Genomic DNA, 19,857 nt, shown 5'->3' on the forward strand with positions numbered 1-19,857 from the left:
CTACGACCCGGGCTTCGCGAACAGCGTCACCTCGACGCGCCGGTTCCGCGCGCGGCCGGCTGGCGAATCGTTGGGGGCGACGGGATCGGCATCGCCCTTGCCCTCGGCTTTCAGGCGCGCGGGCGGGACCGTCGCCGCGAGCAGGTCGCGCACGTTCGCGGCGCGTTCCTGCGACAGTTCCCAGTTCGACGGAAAACGCGCCGAGCGGATCGGCCGGTCATCGGTGTGTCCGGTGACGAGCACGTTGCCCGGCACCGCGTTGAGGGCCGCCGCGATGCGCTCGATGAGCGGCCTGACCGGCGCGGAGACTTCGGCGCTGCCGGGCCTGAAGACGTTGTCGCCGTGCAGCGTGACGACCGAGCGGTCCACGCGATCGTCGACCGCGACGAGGCCGTCGCGGATTTCCTGCGCGAGGAATTCGGCGAGACGTGGCTTCGCCGCCTGCGTGACGACGAGCGGCCGTTGCGCCCCCGCGCGAATCGATGCGAGCGTGTCGAACGCGGGGTCGGACAGGCGGCCGAGCTGGAAGCTCATCGCGAGATAGGCCATTGCGAGCAACAGCAGCGCGAATGCGCCGACGACCCAGACGGGCAGCACGTCGGTCGTGCGCCGCCGCGCGGCGACCACGCCTTCCCAGTGCGGCGACAGCGCGCGTTCCGGCTCGCCGCGCTCCTTGCGGATCAGGTCGTGGAGCCGTGCGCGGATCGCGTCGAGCGTTTGCCTGCCTTGCGCCGCCACGCGATAGCGGCCTTCGAAGCCGAGCGCGAGCACCATGCTTGCCAGCTCCAGCAGGTGCAGATGCTGAGCAGGCTTTTGCGCGAGCCTCGCGAGCAGCTGAAATACCTTTTCGCCGCCCCATGCCTCGTTGTGGAACGTCACGAGCAGGCTTTGCCGCGCCCAGACTCCCGCGCCCCACGGCGTGCCCGAAGCGGCCTCGTCGAGCATCGTGCAGACGATGTAGCGGGCCGCCGTGACCTGCTCGGCCGCGACGCCGCTCACGCGTGCCTCCGACTCGAAGCGGCGCACGCCGGCCGCGAGCGAATCGCGCAGTGCGGCGGGGTCGGCGCAGGCGCTCATCGCGCGGATGCGTGGCGCAAGCTGCAGGAGCGGTGCGCACGCCGCCACCAGCGGATTGACCGTGCCGCCTCGTGTGAATGCGGCATCGAATGCACGTTGATCAGCGCCAGGCGCGGTCCCCGGCGCGAACGGCCCGTCCGTGCCGCCGCTGCTCCCGGCGCGGCGGCGCGCGCCGGGATTGGGCTTGATCATGGTCTGGTCGGATTCGAATCCGGCGAAAGGATCGTCGTCGTTCGTCATGGCACTTCCTGATCCCGATCACCTCAATGACGGATGGCCCAGAACTCCAGTTCGAGCGCGGGGAACTCACCGGCGATGTACATCGCCAGGTTGCCGGTCTGCTCCAGTTCCTTCCACAGCTCGCCCCCGCGGTCCAGCTCGAAATAGGAGAAACCCGCGTGAAACGGAATCTGCCGCGGCGCGACCGGCATCGCGCGCAGACCGATGCCAGGCAGCGCAAGGTTCACGAGATCGCGCAGTTTTTCTGCAGGTGCGACCTTGACCTGCGTCGGGAAGCGCGTGCGCAACGTCTCGCCGGGCATCTGGGCGTTGGCGGCGAGCACGAAGCCCGCCGTGCGCAGGAGTTCGAGGTCGTTGATCATCGCCACGCGCACGCCGGGCTTGCGGCTCTGCAACTCGATGGCGACCGCGTCCGGCTCGCGCACCTGGGCGAGCAGTTGCCGCACGTCGCGCATGAGCGGCTCGAATGAGGTGGCCAGGTCGTCGTGGCGATAGGGCGGATACGCGAGCACGCGGCGGCGCTCGTCGAATGCCGCGAGATCGCCGGCGAGCGCGAGTGTCGTCTGGTACAGGCGCTCGGGATGCAGTAACGGCACGTTCAGCAGATGCGCGAACTGCGGCTCAAACCGGTTGAGCGTCTGCAGCAGCAGAAAGTCGGCGATCTCGGCGACGCCGCCGCGTCCCGGACTGGCGAGATGACTCGCGATCCGGTCCGCATGCTGATGCAGAAGTCCCGCCAGTTCCTGCGCGTAACCCAGTAGGCGCCTGTCTGCCAGCGCGTGGAGCATCGGCGGGATATAGCCCGCGTCGAGCAGCACGCGATTGTCCGCGCGCCGTTCGAGCACCCGCGCAATCCCGATGGTCGCGAACGCGTCGGTGGCGTCGCGCGCGAGCATGAGCCGCACGTTCGGCGCCCCGACCCGAATCTGCGCGACGCGGTCGGTGCTCGTCGTGACATCGACGACGGAGGTGTCGGTGGTGCGATAGCGCAGGCCGCCGGCGTGGCCGCGGCCCTGGCCGTTGAGCGATCCGTCGATCTGATCGCCCGCGCCGTCTGAATCGAACTCCTTCGCGCCGGCGCGCGCGAGCGGCAGCGCGAGCAGCACGATTTCGTCGCGCGTGCCCGCGGGAATGTCGAGCGGCAGCGGCGCGGGCGCGTCGTCGGGAAACGAGAACGCGGTGCCGTCGGGCAGCACGCCGAACGCGGACGCGAGCGCGATCTTGCCGAGCCCGAGCGCGATTTCGTCGAGCATGACGGTGGCGCACCCCCACGGCCACGCTTCGGTCGCGCGCGCATGCGAGCTCACCAGATGCTCGATGAAGCGGTCGTGTTGCTGAAAATGCTGGGGTTCGAGGAACAGCCCCTCGGACCAGATCATGCGTTGGTGCCAGGTCATGGTGGCTCGTATCCGCTCTCTTGGGTTCGACACCGCGCCGCACGCGCTTCGCCGACGCCGGCCGTTCCGTCAGCGCCCGGCGGCTAGTCGACCCGGACGCTGCGCTTCAAAAACGAACGAGCGATACGAATTTGGAACTCGGCGGTGCGCACCCGCTTACTTGGCTGCCTTCGACGCCGGCGCGCTCGCGCGTTGTGCGGCGATCGAGACATCGGCCGCGTCGATGCGCACGTCGAGCACGGTCGTCTGGTTTGGCGGCACAGGCGCGGTTGCGCGCCAGCGGGAGCGCTCGATATCGCGATACGCGGCCACGACCGCGACGAATTTCGTGCCCGGCTGCACGACCTGTTCGACGCTGCGGCTGTCGCCGGGCTTGAGCAGGAACTCGTTCTTCGCGTTGAGATCGCCGCCGAGCGTCGCCTGATCCTTTCCGTAGAGGGTGAAGAAGTCGGCGCTGTCGAAGGCGGCGGTCGTCTTCAGTTCGTACACGCGCACGACGACGGGCGACGGCCGGCCCTTTTGATCGGGATTGGCCTTGTCGAGCGCGCTCACGTTGATCCGCACGACCGTCGGCGGCGGGGGCGGTGGCGCGGACTTGCAGGCCGCGAGCACGAGCGCGCACAGGCAGAGCACGCGCGCCGCGTTGGGCGCGCCCCGGCGCGCAAGCCGCGCGAAGCGCGCAGGACCTGCGCTGCCTGCGATCGAATCGTTGTTTCGCATGATTGGTCTGCGTCTCTCCCGACACAGCAGCAGACGAACGATCCCGGCGCGCTTTTCAAATCCGGCGTGATGTTTCGTCTATTCGTGGCACCGCGGCGCCAGCTTGCCGCTCGCGCTGGTGCGCGGCTACGGTCTTCGAGGAGCGCATTCGTGAAACCGATCGGGCAGATCGCGTCGGTCCGTGTGGTGGCCGACGGCAGCACGGCCAGGCGGGTTGGCCTCACGTTCGTGCTGCTTGTGGTACTCGCGTTCGCGTTCGCCGCACCTCGCGTCGATGCGCAGGGCACGCAAAAGAAGACCCCGCAGGCCGCGAAAACCACTCAGACCACGCCAGCGCCACCGAGCCCGCCACGTGTTTCGGCGCCGCCGGACGCGCCGCTCACCCCTGCCGCCCGGGATGCCGAAGCCCGCGTGCGCGATGCCGAGACCATCGCCACGCTGTCGCAGGAAGGGCGGCTCCTGCTCGCGCGCGACCAGGTCAAGCTCGATGGCTATGCGTACTGCAGCATGTCGGTGGCCGCCGCCGAGCGCGGCGATTTCCGCGACAGTATCGAAGCGGCGTCGCGTGCGCTCGTCGTCGCGCGGCAGACGGACAACGCGAACCTCGCCGCGCTGTCGCGCCGGGATCTGGCGATCGCCTACAGCTATGCCGGCGATCTGGGCGATGCCGAACAGTACGCGAAAGAAGCCATCGCCGCCGGCGCGAAGAATCCCGAGCAGGTGCTCGCCCCCGCGCACAAGGTGCTCGGCGATATCGCGGCCCGGCGCGGCGATCCGGCGGCGGCGCTCACGGAATACCGGATAGCGCTGGAGAGCGCCTCGGCGCGTTATCGCCCGATGGTGCTCCTGTCGATCACCAATGCGCAGATCGCAACCGGCGACGCAGCAGGCGCGCGCGCGACCTTCGAGCAAACGAGCGGCGTCAAGGAAACCTTGCTGGCGCCGCTCAGGAAGCGCATCGAAGGCAATCTTCTGCTCGCGGAACACAAGCCGCAGGAGGCGCTCGCCGCCTTCGCCGCGAGCGCGACGACGGGCGGCTCCGACGCGAGCTACGACAGTCTGTGGGCGCACGAAGGCATGGGGCGCGCGTATCTCGCGCTCGGCCAGCGCCGGCAGGCGCGCGACGCGTGGCTCGCCGCACTCGACGATTCGGAAAAGATCCGCGCGCGCTTTCGCAGCGAAGAGTTCAAGACGGGGCTGTTCTCCGATACGCAGACGGTTTTCGAGGAGACGATTGCGCTCGTCGTCGAAGATGGCGACTATCCGCTCGCGTGGACGCTCTCCGAGAAAAGCCGCAGCCGCGCGCTGCTCGATGTCGTGCGCAACCGGCTCGCGGCCAACGTCGACGAAGCTCAGCTGAACGGCCGCACGCTGTCACTCGATGACGTGCGCGGCACGCTCAGGCCCGGCGAGGCGATCGTCGAATATCACGGCCTTCCGGACAGGATGATCGCGTGGGTCGTGCGCCCGGACGGCATCCAGGGCTTCACGCTGCCGATCGCACGCAAGGACATGACGCTCGCCGTCGGCGATTTTCGCAATGCGATCATCCGGGGGCGTCCGCAAGCGCTCACCTATGGAACAAAGCTCGACGCGCTGCTCATCCAGCCGCTCGGCGTGCGTCCCGGCGAGCGGCTCATCATCGTGCCGAATGGCGCGCTGCACTACATGCCGTTTCAGGCGCTCAGGAATGCGCAGGGCTTCCTGATCCAGCGGCACGCGCTCGCGCTCGCGCCTTCTGCGAGCGTCGCGGTGCAGCTCGTGCGCCGCCAGCAGCGCATTGCGAGCAATCTCGTCGCGTTCGGCAATCCGCGCATCGCGCCGGAATTCGACCTGCCGGGCGCCGAGGCCGAAGTCCGCGCGATCGGGCCGTTGTTCGCACAGCACGAGGCCTTCGTGCAGAGCGATGTCACGCGCAAGACCTTCAGCGACAACGCGCCTGCGGGCCGGATCGTCCACGTGGCGACGCACGCACAGGCGGATACCGTCGATCCGCTGCATTCGCGCGTACTGCTCGCGCCCGCGAAGCAGCCTGCCGATGGCCCGGACCCGATGCTCGCGCAGGACATCTACAACCTCAAGCTGGATTCGGTGGCGCTCGTCACACTGTCCGCGTGCGAGACGGCGCTCGGGCGCATCGAGCGCGGCGACGAGATCATGGGTTTCACTCGCGCGTTCTTCTATGCGGGCGCGTCGGCGTTGCTCGTGTCGATGTGGCCCGTCGCCGACGATTCGACCTCGCTCACCATGCGCACGTTCTACGGCTCGCTCACCAAGGGCGAAGAGGCGATCGACGCCATGCGCGACGCGCAGCTCGCCGTGCTTGCCGACAGCAGGTTCGCCCATCCGTTCTACTGGGCGCCGTTCGACCTGATGGGCAACTGGCGGCTCTCGATCGCCCACTGAACGCCGGACCATCGTGCCCGGTGCCGTCCCGGCGTCACCCTTTGCGCCGGCCCCGATGAGGATGCTGCAGTGAACGACGCCATGAAAACCGAACTCATCGCATCGCGCCCGGACGAACGCCCGGGTACGCGTCCAGGTGCGCGCGCGCGCTCGCACCGCGGGCGAAGTTTCGCGCGCGCGGCGGGCCTGGCCGGAGCGGGCATTGCGTGCGCGAGCGCGCTGACGGCATGGGCGCAGCAAGTGCCGCTTCCGGGCACGCAGCAGTTACCGAGCGCCGGCACGCTGCTCAATGAACAGCAGCGCCCGTCGCCTGCCGCGGCGCCGCCCGGAGGCGCGGCCGTGCTGCCCACGCCGCCCGCCGCGCCACCCGCCGTGCCCGAAGGCAAAAAGTTCACGTTGAAGAGCATCCGTCTTGCGGGTAACGAGACCTTGCCGTCCGACATGCTGCTCGCGCTCGTCTCCGACAGGATCGGTCAGGAGGTGTCGATCGGCGATCTCAATGCGATGGGCACGGTCATCGCACAGGCGTATCGCGATCGCGGCTACCCGCTTGCGCAGGTCGTGATCCCCCCGCAGGACGTGACCAACGGCGATGTCACCTTCACCGTGCTCGAAGGCAAGATCGGCGCGGTGCGGCTGACCATTGTGCCCGGCGCGCCGATCAAGGAATCGCTCGTGCGCGCGCGGCTTGCCGCGATCGAACCCGGCAAGCCGCTCAAGCAAGGCGAACTGGAGCGCACGATGCTGCTCCTGTCCGACCTGCCCGGCATTCGCGTGACCTCGGCGCTGGAACTGGGCAGCGCGCCCGGCACCGTCGACCTGAGCGTGACCGTCGAGCCCACGCGCCGCTGGGATTTCGCCCTCGCCACCGACAACTACGGCGCCGCCTCCGCCGGACGCTGGCGACTGGGCGCGGTGGGGCGGCTCGCGTCGCCGTTCGGTATCGGCGACAACCTCGACGTGAACCTGCTCGCCGCCGAGCGCGCCGATACGCTGTACGGGCGCATCGGCTACGACGCACCGGTCGACGCGAACGGCACGCGCGTGGGGGTTGCGTATTCACATCTGTACTACTACCTCGGGCAGGATTTCTCGTCGCTGCATGCGCACGGCGATGCCGACGTCGTGACCGCCTCGGTCTCGCATCCGCTCATCCGCTCGCGCAGCCAGAACCTGCTCTTGCGCGGCGCGCTGGAATACAGGGCACTGACCGACAAGATCGACAGCGTCAACTTTGACAATCCGCAAAAGCTCTATGTCGCGAGCGTCGGGCTGTCGTACGAGAGCCGCGACGGCTTTCTCGGCGGCGGCTTCAACAGCGCGGACATCCAGCTGGCGTTCGCGCATCTGAACATCGACTCGTCGCTTGCCGAGCAGATCGACCAGAGCCCGTTCGGGCGCAACACGCAAGGCAACAGCGTGCGCCTGACGATGCAGGCGAACCGCCTCAACGCCATCACGCAGAAGGTCAGCGTGTTCGTCGGCGTGTCGGGGCAGTGGGCCAACCAGAACCTCGACAGCTCGTCGCGCATCACGCTCGGCGGCCCGCATGCGGTGCGCGCCTATTCGCCGTCGGAGGCGGTCGTCGACGAAGGGCTCATCGCGACGGCCGCGTTCCGTTATGCGGTGATGCCGACGCTCACGCTGTCCGCGTTCTTCGATATCGGCGTCGGGCGCTACAACGCTCGCCCGATTCCCGAGCAGGGCGCCAACACCGTGACGCGCAGCGGGCCGGGGCTCGGGCTGTTCTGGAACGGGCCGTACGGCATCAGCGTGGATGCGAGCATGGCCTGGCGCACGACCCGCGCCGACACGACCGGCGACGACAAGCTGCCGCGCGTGTATGTGCAGGTGTCGAAGTCGTTCTAGCGGCAGGAAAACGGTAAAACAGGAGTTCGACATGAGCGACATTACCTGCCTTCGGACCCGCAAGCATCGCCGGGCATGGGAGCGTGCGATCAGGCGCCTCGCCAGGCGCGCGGCGCGTCATGCGGGCGTGGCCGTCGTGCCGTCGCTGTTGCCGTTGATCGCACTCCTCGTCGCGCCGCCTGCACTTGCACTGCCGCTCGGCGGGCAGGTCGCGAGCGGCAACGTGACCATCGGCGCGCCCGCCCCGAACACGATGGCGATCACGCAAGGCTCGCCAAAGGGCATCGTCAACTGGAACTCGTTTTCGATCGGCGCGAACGAGACGGTGAACATCGCGCAACCTTCTGCGCAGGCGGTGCTGCTCAACCGCGTCGTGGGCAGCCAGGCAAGCACGATCGCAGGGCGGATGAACGCCAACGGACAGGTGTTTCTCGTCAATCCGGCGGGCGTGCTGTTTGCGCGCGGCGCGTCGATCAACGTGGGGTCGCTCGTCGCATCGACGCTCGGGATCTCGGACAGCGATTTTCTTGCCGGCCGGTATCGCTTCGCGGGCGCGTCGCCGCAGGCGGGCGGGCGGGTGGTCAATCAAGGCTCGATCACGGCCGGCGAGCGCGGCACGGTCGCGCTGCTCGGTGCGCAGGTGGACAACAGCGGCACGGTGAGCGCAAAGCTTGGCACCGTCGCGATGGGCGCGGGCAGTGACATCACGCTCGACTTCGCCGGTGACGGCCTCACCATGCTGAAGGTCAACGGCGCGGCGGCACAGGCGCTCGCGAGCAACTCCGGCATGCTGGCGGCGGACGGCGGGCAGGTGCTGATGTCGGTGCAGACCGCTGACGCGCTCGCCGCTACCGTGCTGAACCAGACGGGCACGGTGCGCGCGCAGAGCGTCGCGGAGCGCAACGGGCGCATCGTGCTCGACGGCGGAGCGGCGGGTGTCACCGAAGTCGCCGGCAGCATCGATGCGACGGGCGGCGCGGGACTTTCGGGCGGGCGCATCGACGTGACGGGATATCACGTCGCGGTGAACGACGGCGCGCGCATCGATACCAGCGGTATGCAGGGCGGCGGGCGCGTGCGCGTGGGCGGCGGAGCGGCGGGCAAGGAGGCCGACATCCATAACGCCGATGCGGTGTGGATGGGGCCGGGCGCGCAGGTGAGCGCGGATGGACTCGTCAGCGGCAACGGCGGGCATATCTTCATCTACGGGACGAACGCGGCGCGCGTGTACGGGATCCTGACGGCGAGAGGCGGTGCGCAAAGCGGTAACGGCGGGTTGATCGAGACGTCGGCGCGGTTTCTGGACGTGGCGGGGGCGGACGTCGATGCGTCGGCGCTGCATGGGGTGGGGGGGACGTGGGTGCTGGATCCGCACGATGTCACCATCACGGCTTCGAATATCGATAACGGGGGCGGCCCGAACTTCATCGCAACCCAGGATAGTTCGATTATCCCGGCAGGCACCATCAGCGCCCGCCTGAGCGAAGGCACGTCGGTCATCGTCAGTACCGGTGCTGATGGAACGCAGCCCGGCGACATCCGGGTACAGGGCCTGATAGACAAGGACGCGGGCGGCGCCGCCACGCTCACGCTGGAAGCCGCGCATTCGATTTTCGTGGACGCAACGGCTCAGGGCAGCGGCGCTGCATCGATCATTTCGGAGTCGATCAACGCCACGCCCGGCGGACCGCTCAACGTCGTGCTGCGAGCGAATACCGCCAATAGCAACGACGGCACGGCGGTCATCCTGTTGCGCGGACCGGTCGCCGGGAGCCTGTCCGTGCTGAGCAATGGCGGCGATGTTTCGATCGGCCAGCCGGCGGTCAACGGCGGTACGCCGCGCGTCGAAATCAGCAACGCAACCATCGACACGCGCACGCGCCACGTAACGGCCGCACCGGACTCGGATCCCGTCCTCACGATCGGCGTGAATGCGCCGAGCGGCGCGATTACGATCAATGGCCAGGCGCCGGTGGATGTGATCGGCGGTGTTGCGGGCCTTGGCAACGGCGTGGACATCAGTAACGGCTCCACGCTTCAGACGACCACCGGCCCGATCACCATCACCGGCGACGGCGTGACGAGCGGCGTGTCGGTGGGGGCCTCCGATATCACGACGACTGCGGGCAACGTCTCGCTCACTGGCACGTCGTCGACGGGCATCGGGGTCGACATGGATTCAGCGACGCTCCTGTCGACTGCCGGCGCGATCACGGTGACGGGCAGCGGCGGCGCGGGCGGCGTGTTAGCCCAGCTTGGCAGCATGACGGCGGACGCGGGCAATATCATGGTCGACGGCACCGCGCTTGCGTCCGGCACAGTCTCGCGCGCCGACGGCGTCAGTCTCTTCGCCGAGCCGATCAGCACGTCGGGTAGCATCTTCTTGCGCGGCTCGGCGGCCTCGCAGGGACCGATGGGCGCTGGCGTGACGATCTCGGCGGCGGGCGAGGGCACCTTCGTCCTGACGTCCGGCCTGCCGGGCATTCGTGTCTACGGCAGCGGCAACGGCTACGAGGGCGTGTCGACCAGCGCCAGCTCTGGTTCGGACACCGGACCCTCTGTCTTCTTCACCTCGCCGAACCCTGTCGCGCCGGGGCCGATCGACATTCGCGGCGTGACCAACGGTGTGCTCATCACCGGCTCGAATAACGACGCGGGCTACCACGCCGGCGTCAGGCTCGCCAATGCGAGCCTCAACGGCTCGAACATCACGCTGGCCGGCTCGATCTCCGGCAGCGCGACGCCAGTGGAGCAGAACGGCCTGCAGATCGTGGACTCCACCGTCGGGACGCCCCAGACGAGCTCGCTCACACTGCGCGCATCGAACACCGGCGAGAGGACATCTTCCATTTCGATCGACGCTGCCTCCGATATGGAGGTTCCGCGCGGCACGCTCGTCCTCGTGCCGGGAAGCGTCTCTCCGACCAGTTTCGCTATTGCCGCGGACGACACCGCGCCGATCAGCATCGGCGTGCCGGGCGCGACGGGTCCAGGCTACGTGCTCGACAGCACGATCGGGGGCCGTTTCACGTCGAGCATCGACAACGTCTATGTCGGCTCGGCTACGCATACGGGGGCGATCACTCTTGGACCGACGTGCGTCGAATCGCCATGCGCGGGTATGCCCGTGTTTCTCAATCTGACCGTTGCAAACGGGGGCGTGGGCAGCAAGGGCATTTCGCTGCCGTACGCGTTTTTTAGCGGCAGCCAGCTCACGCTCGATTCCGCCGGTCCCGTGACGCAGGGTCCGGCGGGCATGTTCGCGATCGATCTGCTCCTCGCAGGGCCGGGCAACTTCGATCTGACCAACCAGGGCAACTTCTTCGGAACCGTATCTCTGGTCGGCACGGGTAACAGTTCGATCACCTCGCAGTCGGCGTCGATCTCGACGCTGCGCGGGAGCGTGTTCGACGCCGGGACGAACGCCTTCACGCCGGTCGAAAGCAACAACAAGGCCACGCTGGCTGGCAATCTGACGCTCACGTCCACGGTCGGGGGCGTGTCCAATAATGTCCCCATCGAAAACGTATCGGGCCGCGACATCACGCTCGACATGCACGCGGCGGATGCGATCGGCATCGGGGCCAGCGTGACCTCCGCGACAGGTGCAATCAACATCAGGGGTGACGCGGCGAACGAGGTGATCGTCGGCGGCGTCGCGAACCAGAGCGGCAATCCGCGCATCGCGCTCTCGACCAACGGCGGCAACCTCGGCCTGAGCGCAGCAGGGCGCGCCGTGCTCGGTTCCGAAGGCCCGACCGGGAACACCGGCGCGGCGATCACAATCAGCGCCGCCGACATCGACACGCGCATGGCCACGCCACCCGGAACTCCGTCGACGCCAGGGGGCGCCGTGACGCTGCACGGTGTCACGCCCGCCGCGGCAAGCGTTTTCGTGTCGAATACGGGAGCGCCGGTCGCGATCGATCTGAACAACGCGACCGTGACCACCGGAAGCGGCAGCATCGAAGTCGTGGGCCAGAGCCTGAGCCCGACCACGAATCCCGGCAGTGGCGTGGTGTTGCGCGGCACGCCGGCGAATGCGTCGCAACTCGCGACCACCACCGGCGCGATCCGCGTCTACGGAACGGGCAGCGGCTCTGGCGCAGTCGGCGTGGCGCTCCTCGACGGTTCGTCGATCACCGCCTCGGGCGGCTCGATCGACCTGCGCGGCGCGATTGCGGGAACAGGCCCGGGCGCACTTTCGCCTACCTACGGCGTGCTCCTGATGAACGGCTCGATCAACGCGAGCGCAGCGTCGGGCACGGTCTCGATCACCGGTTCGACGACCACCGCCGATGCCGGCATCGCATATGGCGCCGTGCCGCTCCCGGCCCAATCGGGGTTCGTCGGCGGGCCGTTCTCGATCAGCACCGGCCCGCAAGGTGTCGTCACGATGCGCTCGTCCAACAACGGCGCCGCCACGAGCTTGATCGGCCGCAGCAGCGTGGGGTCGATCGACGCGCAGGCCGGATCGCTCTTCATCTCGCCCGCATCCGTCGACCCGTCGACCTTCGACGTCACAGCGCAGAACACCGTGCCGATCACCCTGTTCGGCACGAGCGCGACACAGGGCTTGTCCATCGATTCCGCGACTTACCAGACCTTCTCGACGACCCTGCAGACACTCGTGCTCGGCTCATCGACGCAAACGGGGCACATCTCGGTCCAGGGCCCATGCGCGGGTGGTTCGGCCTGCGCGCAACGTCCCGCCGTCGCGACCGGCCTGACGCTCCAGAACACCGGCGCGGGCGGCCAGGGCATCGACCTGCCCTCGGGCGTCTCGATGCCCGGCAAGACGCTCGCGCTCGCTTCGAGCGGCACCGTGACCGATCCGGGCGGTATTCAGGCGCAGTCGCTGCTGCTTGCGGGAGGCGGCGATTTCGCGCTCACCGACGCCGGCAACGACGTGAACACGCTCGCCCTTGCCGGTGCACACGACGTGAGCTTCGAAGAGTCCCACGGCTTCACGATCGGGCCGGTTTCGGCGCCCGGCTTCGACGGGGCAACCGGCAAGGCCACGACGATCGACGGCACGCAATCCACCGTGACGGGCAACCTCGCGGCGATTTCCGACACCGGCCGCGTGTCGCTCGGCTCAGTGGGCTCGCCGACGCATCTGAGCGCGGGCGGCAGCATCGACCTCGTCATGCAGAACGTCGTCTTCGACAATGCGGCGGGCGGCACGCTGAGCGCGGGCAACGCATGGCGCGTGTGGGCCGGGAGTCGCGATCAGCAGGAGAACCGTGGCGGCATCGAGCCCGGCGGCACGCAGCCCAACTTCTACGGCTGCGTCTATGGCGGCATCTGCAGCTGGAACGGCCAGCCGTCGCTCTCGGTCGTGCCCGGTAACAGCAACCACTTCGTGTATGCCGAGCAGCCGACGCTCACCATCACGATCGGCGGTGAGACCCGCATCCGGGGCAGCGCGAACGGCCCGTTCGGTTTCACCGTCAGCGGACTCCTGAGCGGCGATCAGTTGGGCAGCTCGCTCGTTGCTGGCCCGCTGGGATCGCCCGCGACTCCGGCTTCGCCCGGCGGGACGTATCCGATCAGCGGCACGTTCTCCTCGCCGACGGGCTACAACGTGGTCGTCACCTCAGGAACGCTCACAGTGCAGGACCCGCTCGTGAACGGCGGCGTCTTCAACCGTTCCGGCCTGCAACCGCTTTTCACGGCGCAGGAAGACAGCTTCGTCTACGAAAGCAACCTGGGCGGCGTCAACATCTGCGTGGGCACCAATGAGCCGATCCTCGCGCTGCAAGAGGCCGAAGGCGCGGCCGACACGCTCGCCGCCGAATGGAAGCGGGTGCGCTCGCGGCCGAATCTGAACAACTGTCTGGTCGTAAGCGGTCAGCATGGCTGCGGCGAATTCTGAATGGAGTCGCGATGATCGATGTTGAACCGCTGCTCGCGCCGACTCAGACGATGCCGCCCGCCGGCATCGATCTGGAATACGATGCGGCGTTCCTCGAATTCGAGTCGCTTGCGCGCGGCATGCCCGAGCGCCAGTTCGACACGCTCACCGAGCCGCCGCCCTGGGCCGACGTAATGGAGCAGGCAGAGGCGCTGCTGTCGCGATCGAAGGATCTGCGCATTGCCGTGGCTTATACGCGCGCGGCGTCGCACGTGCATGGTCTTGCGGGTTTTCATGCGGGATTGCGCGTGCTGACCGGGCTATTCGAGCGCTATTGGGCGAGCCTCTATCCGCCGCTCGATCCGGACGATGGCAACGACCCCGCGCTGCGCGTCAACGCGCTCGCGCCGCTTGCCGACGCCTATACGCCTTTCGCGGAAGGCGAAACCCTGCTGCACGATCTGCGCGAATGCGAAGTGTGCCGCGTGCATGGCGAGCGGCTCACGGTCCGTGACATCCTGATCGCCCAAGGCAAGCTGGCACCGCCCGACGGTGCGAGTGCCGCGACCTTGCCGCGCGTTGTGGGCATGCTCACCGATGCACTCGATCACGATCCCGACGCCTTCGCCGAGGGCCTCGATTTGCCGCGCGCCGTGCAAGCGCTGTCGGATTGCATGACGGAAAAGCTCGGTGCGGAGCGCGCGCCCTTGCTGACCGCAATGTTGGCCACGGCGCGGTACGTCGCCGCGCAGTTTCGCGCGGTGGCGCCGGACGTGGCGGCCGCTTCGGTGCCAGTGGATCAGGCGCACGCGGAGCATCCCGCGCCCGCGCGCCTCGGCGCGCTCGCGACGCGCGAGGACGCGATCGCCTTGCTGGATGCAGTGTGCGCGTTTCTCGAACGCACCGAGCCGACCAATCCTGCGCCGCTGCTCATCCGTCGCGCGCGCGGGCTGATGGGCAAGGATTTTCTCGCCGTGATGCAGGACCTCGCGCCCGACAGCCTTGCGCAGATTCATCTGATCGCGGGGAAGCGGGAGCCGTGATGCTTTGAAATTGGCGCTGCTTCGTTCGTCTCTTGAGCGTCAAGCATGGGAGAGCGTGATGAGCGGACGGGATTTCATGCAGCCGGCGTCGATACCGGTCATCGACGGCGTGCGCATCGGCGAGTTGATCGGGTTCAGTGGAGAGGGCGCGCGTCCGCTCGTCGTGTATGCCGGGCAGCCCGGCGACGCCGCGCTCGCTGCACGCACGATTCCCGACCTGCGCGGCGCGCATATCGGCCGTGAAGTGCTGCTGATGTTCGAAACCGGCGATCCGATGCGGCCGATCATCATCGGCTGCCTGCAGGCCGATGAAGCCTGGCCGCTCGACGAAGCGCCCGCGCAAGTCGAAGCCGATGCCTACGGACAGCGGCTCGTCGTCACGGCGAAGGAAGAGATCGTGCTGCGCTGCGGGCAGGCGAGCATCACGCTCACGAAGGCGGGCAAGGTGCTGATACGGGGCACGTATGTGTCGAGCCGATCGTCGGGCGTGAACCGCATCAAGGGCGGCTCGGTGCAGCTCAACTGAACGCGGCTGAATCATGGAACTGATCAACGCCACCCGCATGGTCGCTGGCTACACGATGGGCACGGAGCCGAGCGGACGCGAATCGCTCATCGTCGTCGTCAAGGGCACGTTTCGCCTGCCAGCGGCGGGCGAAACGGTGAGGCTCGCGGAAGAACAACTGCCGCTCGTCATGGCCGATACGTTCACCGGCCAGCCCGGCTACTCCGCACCGTACTACGAAGTGGACTACGCGCCGCATAAGCCGCGCTGCGACGTGCTGCTCTTCAACTGCGCCGCGCCCGCATGGCGTCAGCAGCGACTTTTGCACGCAATGACTTAAAGCTTTTCAATTCCCGCAAGCGTCAATCGTCTTCAGAGCGTAGCCCACGCTCACGCGAAGGAGGCGTCATGGCAACCAGCAGTCAGAAATTCATCGGCCGCAATCGCGCGCCGCGCGTGCAGATCGAATACGACGTCGAAACGTACGGCAGCGAGAAGAAGGTCCAGCTTCCGTTCGTGATGGGCGTGCTGGCCGACCTCTCCGGCAAGCCCGCCGAGGCGCTGCCGCCCGTCGATCAGCGCAAGTTCCAGGAAATCGACATCGACAACTTCGACAGCCGCATGAAGGCGATGCATCCGCGCGTCGCGTTCCAGGTGCAGAACAAGCTGACAGGCGAGGGCAATCTCGCCGTCGACATCACCTTCGAGAACATGGACGACTTCTCGCCTGCCGCCGTCGCGCGCAAGGTCGATGCGCTCTCGAAGCTGCTCGAGGCGCGCACGCAACTCGCCAATCTAGTCATCTTCATGGACGGCAAGACCGGCGCAGAGGAACTGATCGCGCGCGTGCTCGACGATCCCGCGCTGCTCAAGACGCTCGCCACGGTCACGCCACCGGCATCTGAAACCGCCGCGCCGGCCGCGGAATGAGTGCCGCGAAACGCCGGGAAAGCCCGCGCGAGTGACATCGCCTGAAAGGAAACGACCATGTCCGACATCCCTCAATCCTCCGAATCGAAGCCCGAACTGCAGGGTGCGACGCTCGAAGGCAACGATCTCGCCGCGCTCCTGAACAAGGAGTTCCGGCCGAAGAGCGACGAGGCGAAAACCGCCGTGCAGACGGCGGTACAGACGCTCGCGCAGCAGGCGCTCTCGCAGACCAGGATCATTTCCGGCGATGCGATCCGCTCGATTCAGGCGATGATCGCCGAGATCGACGCGAAACTCACCGAGCAGGTGAACGAGGTCATGCATCATGCGGACTTTCAGAAGCTGGAGGGCTCGTGGCGCGGGCTGCACTATCTCATCAACAACACCGAAACCGATGAGATGCTGAAGATTCGCGTGATGAACATCTCGAAGAAGGATCTCGGCAAGACCCTGAAGCGCTTCAAGGGTGTCGCATGGGATCAGAGCCCGCTCTTCAAGCAGATCTACGAACACGAATACGGTCAGCTCGGCGGCGAGCCGTTCGGCGCGCTGATCGGCGACTTCTATTTCAACCAGACGCCGCCCGATGTCGAACTGCTCGGCGAGATATCGAAGATCGCGGCGTCCGCGCATGCGCCGTTCATCGCTGCAGCCGACCCGAGTCTCCTGCAGATGGACTCGTGGCAGGAACTCGCCAATCCGCGCGATCTCACGAAGATCTTCGGAACGCCGGAGTATGCGAGCTGGCGCTCGCTGCGGGCGTCGGAAGATGCGCGCTATATCGGGCTCGCGATGCCGCGGTTCCTCGCGCGCGTGCCATACGGCGCGCGCACCGAGCCGGTCGACGAATTCGACTTCGAGGAAGACACCGGTTCCGCCGACCACACCAGGTACACGTGGGCCAATTCCGCGTATGCGATGGCAGTGAACATCAACCGTTCGTTCAAGCTCTACAACTGGTGTTCGCGGATACGCGGCGTGGAGTCGGGGGGCGCGGTCGAAGGCCTGCCCGTGCACAGTTTCCCGACCGACGACGGCGGCATCGACATGAAGTGCCCGACCGAGATCGCCATTTCCGACCGCCGCGAGGCCGAGCTCGCGAAGAACGGATTCATGCCGCTCATCCATCGCAAGAACTCGGACTTCGCGGCGTTCATCGGCGCGCAGTCGCTGCAAAAGCCCTTCGAATACGAAGATCCGGATGCCACCGCCAATGCGGCGCTGGCCGCGCGCCTGCCGTACCTGTTCGCATGCAACCGCTTCGCGCATTACCTGAAGTGCATCGTGCGCGACAAGATCGGTACGTTCAAGGAACGCTCGGACATGGAGACGTGGCTCAACAAGTGGATCACGCAGTACGTGGACGGCGATCCGGCCAACTCGTCCGAGCACACCAAGTCGCAAAAGCCGCTCGCAGCCGCCGAAGTGAAGGTGCAGGAAGTGGCGGGCGCACCGGGCTACTACACCTCGACGTTCTATCTGCGCCCGCACTATCAGCTCGAAGGGCTGACCGTGTCGTTGCGGCTGGTTTCGCGCCTGCCGTCGGCCAAGCAGGCGGCCTGAGCGTTACTGGCACTCAAGCCCGCGCCCGGCTCAGGGCGCGGGCATCCTCAGTACCGTCGTCTGTGACGCATCGCCGACCCACACGGCGCTCGCCGTGAAGTTGTCGTGATTGGGCCGCGCGGCCTCGCGCAGATGCGCCACCATCAGATCGAGCCACGCCACGGGCGTTTCCGCCCGGCCAATTGCGTCGATCATCACGGATTCGTCGAGATACTCCCAGAAGCCATCGGTGCAGAGCAGGAAGGCGTCGCCGTCGGCGATCGGGAACGGCTCTTCCGACGCCGCAATCGACAGGTCGTCCGCGGTGCCGAGCGCCGAGAACAGCACGTTGCGTCGGGGATGGCTGCGCGCGTCGCGCGTGTCGAGCAGGTTCGCGTCGATCATGCTCTGCACGAGGCTGTGATCCTGCGTCTGCACGACCGTCGCGCCGCGCCGGAAGCAATAGAGGCGCGTGTCGCCACAATGCGCCCAAGCCGCAAGGCCGGCCGCCTCGTCGATGCCGAGCACCGCGGCCGTCGAACGCATCTGCGCGAGGTCGCGGTCGTGTTCCTGAGCGTCGACGATGGCGTCGTTCGCGCGCAAAAGCACGCGCAGCAGTGCCGGCCCGGTGAGCGCGACGCCGGCCGTTGCCACGCGCGTCAATTCCTCCAGCACGGCGTCGACGGCGATGCGCGACGCCACATCGCCGCCGCCATGCCCGCCCGCGCCGTCCGCGACCACGCTCGCGAACAGCGCCGCGTGCCGCCATTGCCCGTAGGCGTCCTCGTTGCGCGACCGGCCGCCCCGGTCACTCACGTTTGCGGTTTGCAGTTGCATGTCGTCTCTCTCGAACCCGCTCGTCACTGGCGGCCGCTGCGTTTAAGTTCCACGATCTGCGCCTCGTAGGCGGCGACGAAAGCCCTGCCGAACAGCGTGTCAAAGTCCTCGGCGGCCTCGCGCGAAAGCTGGCCGTACATCTCCATGAAGAGATCCCAGCAGCGGGCGCGCCGGTTCAGTCCGGGCAGGAGGCCGTCGAGCATCGAGCGCCCGGACAGACGCGCCTCGATGCGCTCCGGCTCGAAGCGCTCGAAAACGCCGTCGAGCGCGGCGCGCATGCCCGCGACGACGCCCACCTGATGCGCGCGCAGATCGGCGTAGGCGTCGTCGAGCGCGGCGGCGGGCGGCATGAAGCCGCGCATCGGCGGATTGAGCAGATGCGCGAGCGCGGCCTCGACATTCGGAGAAAACTTGAGCGGATTGTTGTCGGATACCGCGATCATCGTCGCGTCCGTGCGCATCTCGCGCTTGAGCGCGGCGCGGGCGGTGAGCAGTTCGAGCGTGCCGCGCATCGCTTCGCGCAGAAGTTCGGCGACGAGCTGCATCAGCTCGGGCGTCAGCGCGTCGATTCGCACGCCGGGAGCGGACAGGCCGCGCAGGAAAGCGTCGATGAGCGCGCGCTCGCTCGCGGGCAACGCGGCCGGCGCGGCCGGCGCGACGGGCGGTGGCACCGCGCGCGGCTTCGGCGGCGTGAACGCGCTGTGCAGTTCAGAACCCGCATCGGATCGCGTGGCGGGCGGCTCGACGGGACGCCCGCCACCGGTCAGGCTCGCGAACGGGTCGGCGTCGTGCGCGGTGTTGGGCTGGGTGACCGGCTCGATGAGCGGGCCCGCGAGCGGCGAGGCGCCTGGCGTCAGGTCGAACAGTTCGTCGATCGAGCGTTTCGATGCCGGATCGTCGAGGCCGAAGTCGAAGTCCTCGGCGGGCGCCATCGGGTTCGGCGGCACGCGGGCGGACGGCGGGGCCAGGATATCGTCGAAGTCTCCTGCGGCATCGGGCGAACCCGATGCGCGCGGCGCATTGGGCGCATTGGGTGCATTCGGCGCGGCGTCGAACAGGCCCGCGAAGGGATCGTCCAGCGAGTCATTCGACGGCGGGATCTCCGAGACGGTGTCGTCCTCGCCGGAAAGTTCCGCGCGTAGCTGATAGCCGCCGATCTGCACCTCATCGCCATGTGCAAGCGGCACTTCCTGGCCGGGGCCGAGCGGCGCGCCGTTCACGAGCGCCGGATTGCTGCCGCGGTCGATCAGCCGGTAACGTCCGTCGCGCCACACGATCTGTACATGCAGGCGCGAGACGGTGCGCTCGGCATCGTCGAGCACGAGCCGGTTCGTGACCGCGCGCCCGATGGTGCCGCCTTCGGCGTCGAATCTCGCCGACAGCGGCTGACGCTGCGGCTCTCCATTGTGACGTGTCACCGTGAGTGTGAGCATC

At 67.7% G+C, this 19,857-nt stretch carries 13 protein-coding genes; 8 read left to right on the plus strand and 5 right to left on the minus strand.

Translation table 11 applies throughout. The annotated features are described in order from the left end of the window. From AWB81_RS22170 to tssJ, 3 genes are all read right to left on the minus strand, one after another. Positions 1 to 1,317, minus strand: coding sequence for a DotU family type VI secretion system protein (locus AWB81_RS22170; protein WP_062638703.1), 1,317 nt, complete (start codon positions 1,315 to 1,317; stop codon positions 1 to 3). A 23-nt stretch (positions 1,318 to 1,340) separates the two neighbouring features. Further along, positions 1,341 to 2,714: a type VI secretion system baseplate subunit TssK gene (gene tssK / locus AWB81_RS22175; RefSeq protein WP_062638704.1), complete on the minus strand. Its 1,374-nt coding sequence runs from the start codon at positions 2,712 to 2,714 to the stop codon at positions 1,341 to 1,343. A gap of 156 nt (positions 2,715 to 2,870) precedes the next feature. Beyond that, a complete protein-coding gene (gene tssJ / locus AWB81_RS22180; RefSeq protein ID WP_087135107.1) occupies positions 2,871 to 3,434 on the minus strand; it encodes a type VI secretion system lipoprotein TssJ in 564 nt (187 codons plus the stop codon). 150 nt (positions 3,435 to 3,584) lie between these two features. Between tssJ and AWB81_RS22185 the strand changes: the two genes are divergently transcribed. From AWB81_RS22185 to tssC, 8 genes are all read left to right on the plus strand, one after another. Then, positions 3,585 to 5,840: a CHAT domain-containing protein gene (locus tag AWB81_RS22185; RefSeq protein WP_235025867.1), complete on the plus strand. Its 2,256-nt coding sequence runs from the start codon at positions 3,585 to 3,587 to the stop codon at positions 5,838 to 5,840. Between the two features lie 81 nt (positions 5,841 to 5,921). Next, the gene (locus tag AWB81_RS22190) at positions 5,922 to 7,709 is read left to right on the plus strand and encodes a ShlB/FhaC/HecB family hemolysin secretion/activation protein (protein ID WP_087135110.1); all 1,788 of its coding nucleotides are present in this window, start codon (positions 5,922 to 5,924) and stop codon (positions 7,707 to 7,709) included. Positions 7,710 to 7,740: 31 nt separating this feature from the next. Beyond that, positions 7,741 to 13,587, plus strand: a complete 5,847-nt coding sequence (locus tag AWB81_RS22195; protein WP_062638705.1) for a two-partner secretion domain-containing protein — start codon at positions 7,741 to 7,743, stop codon at positions 13,585 to 13,587. Between the two features lie 11 nt (positions 13,588 to 13,598). Beyond that, positions 13,599 to 14,609: a type VI secretion system protein TssA gene (tssA, locus tag AWB81_RS22200; protein ID WP_062638706.1), complete on the plus strand. Its 1,011-nt coding sequence runs from the start codon at positions 13,599 to 13,601 to the stop codon at positions 14,607 to 14,609. Positions 14,610 to 14,667: 58 nt separating this feature from the next. After that, complete coding sequence (locus AWB81_RS22205) at positions 14,668 to 15,135, plus strand: DUF6484 domain-containing protein (RefSeq protein WP_062638707.1); 468 nt, start codon at positions 14,668 to 14,670, stop codon at positions 15,133 to 15,135. A 13-nt stretch (positions 15,136 to 15,148) separates the two neighbouring features. Further along, positions 15,149 to 15,454, plus strand: coding sequence for a DUF2169 domain-containing protein (locus AWB81_RS22210; protein ID WP_062638708.1), 306 nt, complete (start codon positions 15,149 to 15,151; stop codon positions 15,452 to 15,454). A gap of 68 nt (positions 15,455 to 15,522) precedes the next feature. Beyond that, positions 15,523 to 16,044 (plus strand): type VI secretion system contractile sheath small subunit, encoded by a 522-nt coding sequence (gene tssB / locus AWB81_RS22215; protein ID WP_062638709.1) that lies wholly within the window; start codon positions 15,523 to 15,525, stop codon positions 16,042 to 16,044. A 57-nt stretch (positions 16,045 to 16,101) separates the two neighbouring features. After that, on the plus strand, positions 16,102 to 17,607 hold the full coding sequence (gene tssC / locus AWB81_RS22220) for a type VI secretion system contractile sheath large subunit (protein ID WP_062638710.1): 1,506 nt from the start codon (positions 16,102 to 16,104) through the stop codon (positions 17,605 to 17,607). 30 nt (positions 17,608 to 17,637) lie between these two features. Here the strand turns inward: tssC and AWB81_RS22225 are convergent, their stop codons facing one another. Both AWB81_RS22225 and tagH read right to left on the minus strand, forming a co-directional pair. Next, a complete protein-coding gene (locus tag AWB81_RS22225) occupies positions 17,638 to 18,423 on the minus strand; it encodes a PP2C family protein-serine/threonine phosphatase (protein WP_062638711.1) in 786 nt (261 codons plus the stop codon). Positions 18,424 to 18,446: 23 nt separating this feature from the next. After that, positions 18,447 to 19,856 (minus strand): type VI secretion system-associated FHA domain protein TagH, encoded by a 1,410-nt coding sequence (gene tagH / locus AWB81_RS22230; protein ID WP_062638712.1) that lies wholly within the window; start codon positions 19,854 to 19,856, stop codon positions 18,447 to 18,449. Between the last annotated feature and the right edge of the window lies 1 nt (position 19,857).

This window comes from Caballeronia arationis (assembly GCF_001544975.2).
In the GTDB taxonomy this organism is placed as follows: Bacteria; Pseudomonadota; Gammaproteobacteria; order Burkholderiales; family Burkholderiaceae; genus Caballeronia; species Caballeronia arationis.

Bases quoted from the DNA above. Each gene is read 5' to 3' on its own strand.
- AWB81_RS22170 (WP_062638703.1), bottom strand. From the start codon at position 1,317: ATGACGAACGACGACGATCCTTTCGCCGGATTCGAATCCGACCAGACC.
- tssK (WP_062638704.1), bottom strand. From the start codon at position 2,714: ATGACCTGGCACCAACGCATGATCTGGTCCGAGGGGCTGTTCCTCGAA.
- tssJ (WP_087135107.1), bottom strand. From the start codon at position 3,434: ATGCGAAACAACGATTCGATCGCAGGCAGCGCAGGTCCTGCGCGCTTC.
- AWB81_RS22190 (WP_087135110.1), top strand. From the start codon at position 5,922: ATGAAAACCGAACTCATCGCATCGCGCCCGGACGAACGCCCGGGTACG.
- AWB81_RS22195 (WP_062638705.1), top strand. From the start codon at position 7,741: ATGAGCGACATTACCTGCCTTCGGACCCGCAAGCATCGCCGGGCATGG.
- tssA (WP_062638706.1), top strand. From the start codon at position 13,599: ATGATCGATGTTGAACCGCTGCTCGCGCCGACTCAGACGATGCCGCCC.
- AWB81_RS22205 (WP_062638707.1), top strand. From the start codon at position 14,668: ATGAGCGGACGGGATTTCATGCAGCCGGCGTCGATACCGGTCATCGAC.
- AWB81_RS22210 (WP_062638708.1), top strand. From the start codon at position 15,149: ATGGAACTGATCAACGCCACCCGCATGGTCGCTGGCTACACGATGGGC.
- tssB (WP_062638709.1), top strand. From the start codon at position 15,523: ATGGCAACCAGCAGTCAGAAATTCATCGGCCGCAATCGCGCGCCGCGC.
- tssC (WP_062638710.1), top strand. From the start codon at position 16,102: ATGTCCGACATCCCTCAATCCTCCGAATCGAAGCCCGAACTGCAGGGT.
- AWB81_RS22225 (WP_062638711.1), bottom strand. From the start codon at position 18,423: ATGCAACTGCAAACCGCAAACGTGAGTGACCGGGGCGGCCGGTCGCGC.
- tagH (WP_062638712.1), bottom strand. From the start codon at position 19,856: ATGCTCACACTCACGGTGACACGTCACAATGGAGAGCCGCAGCGTCAG.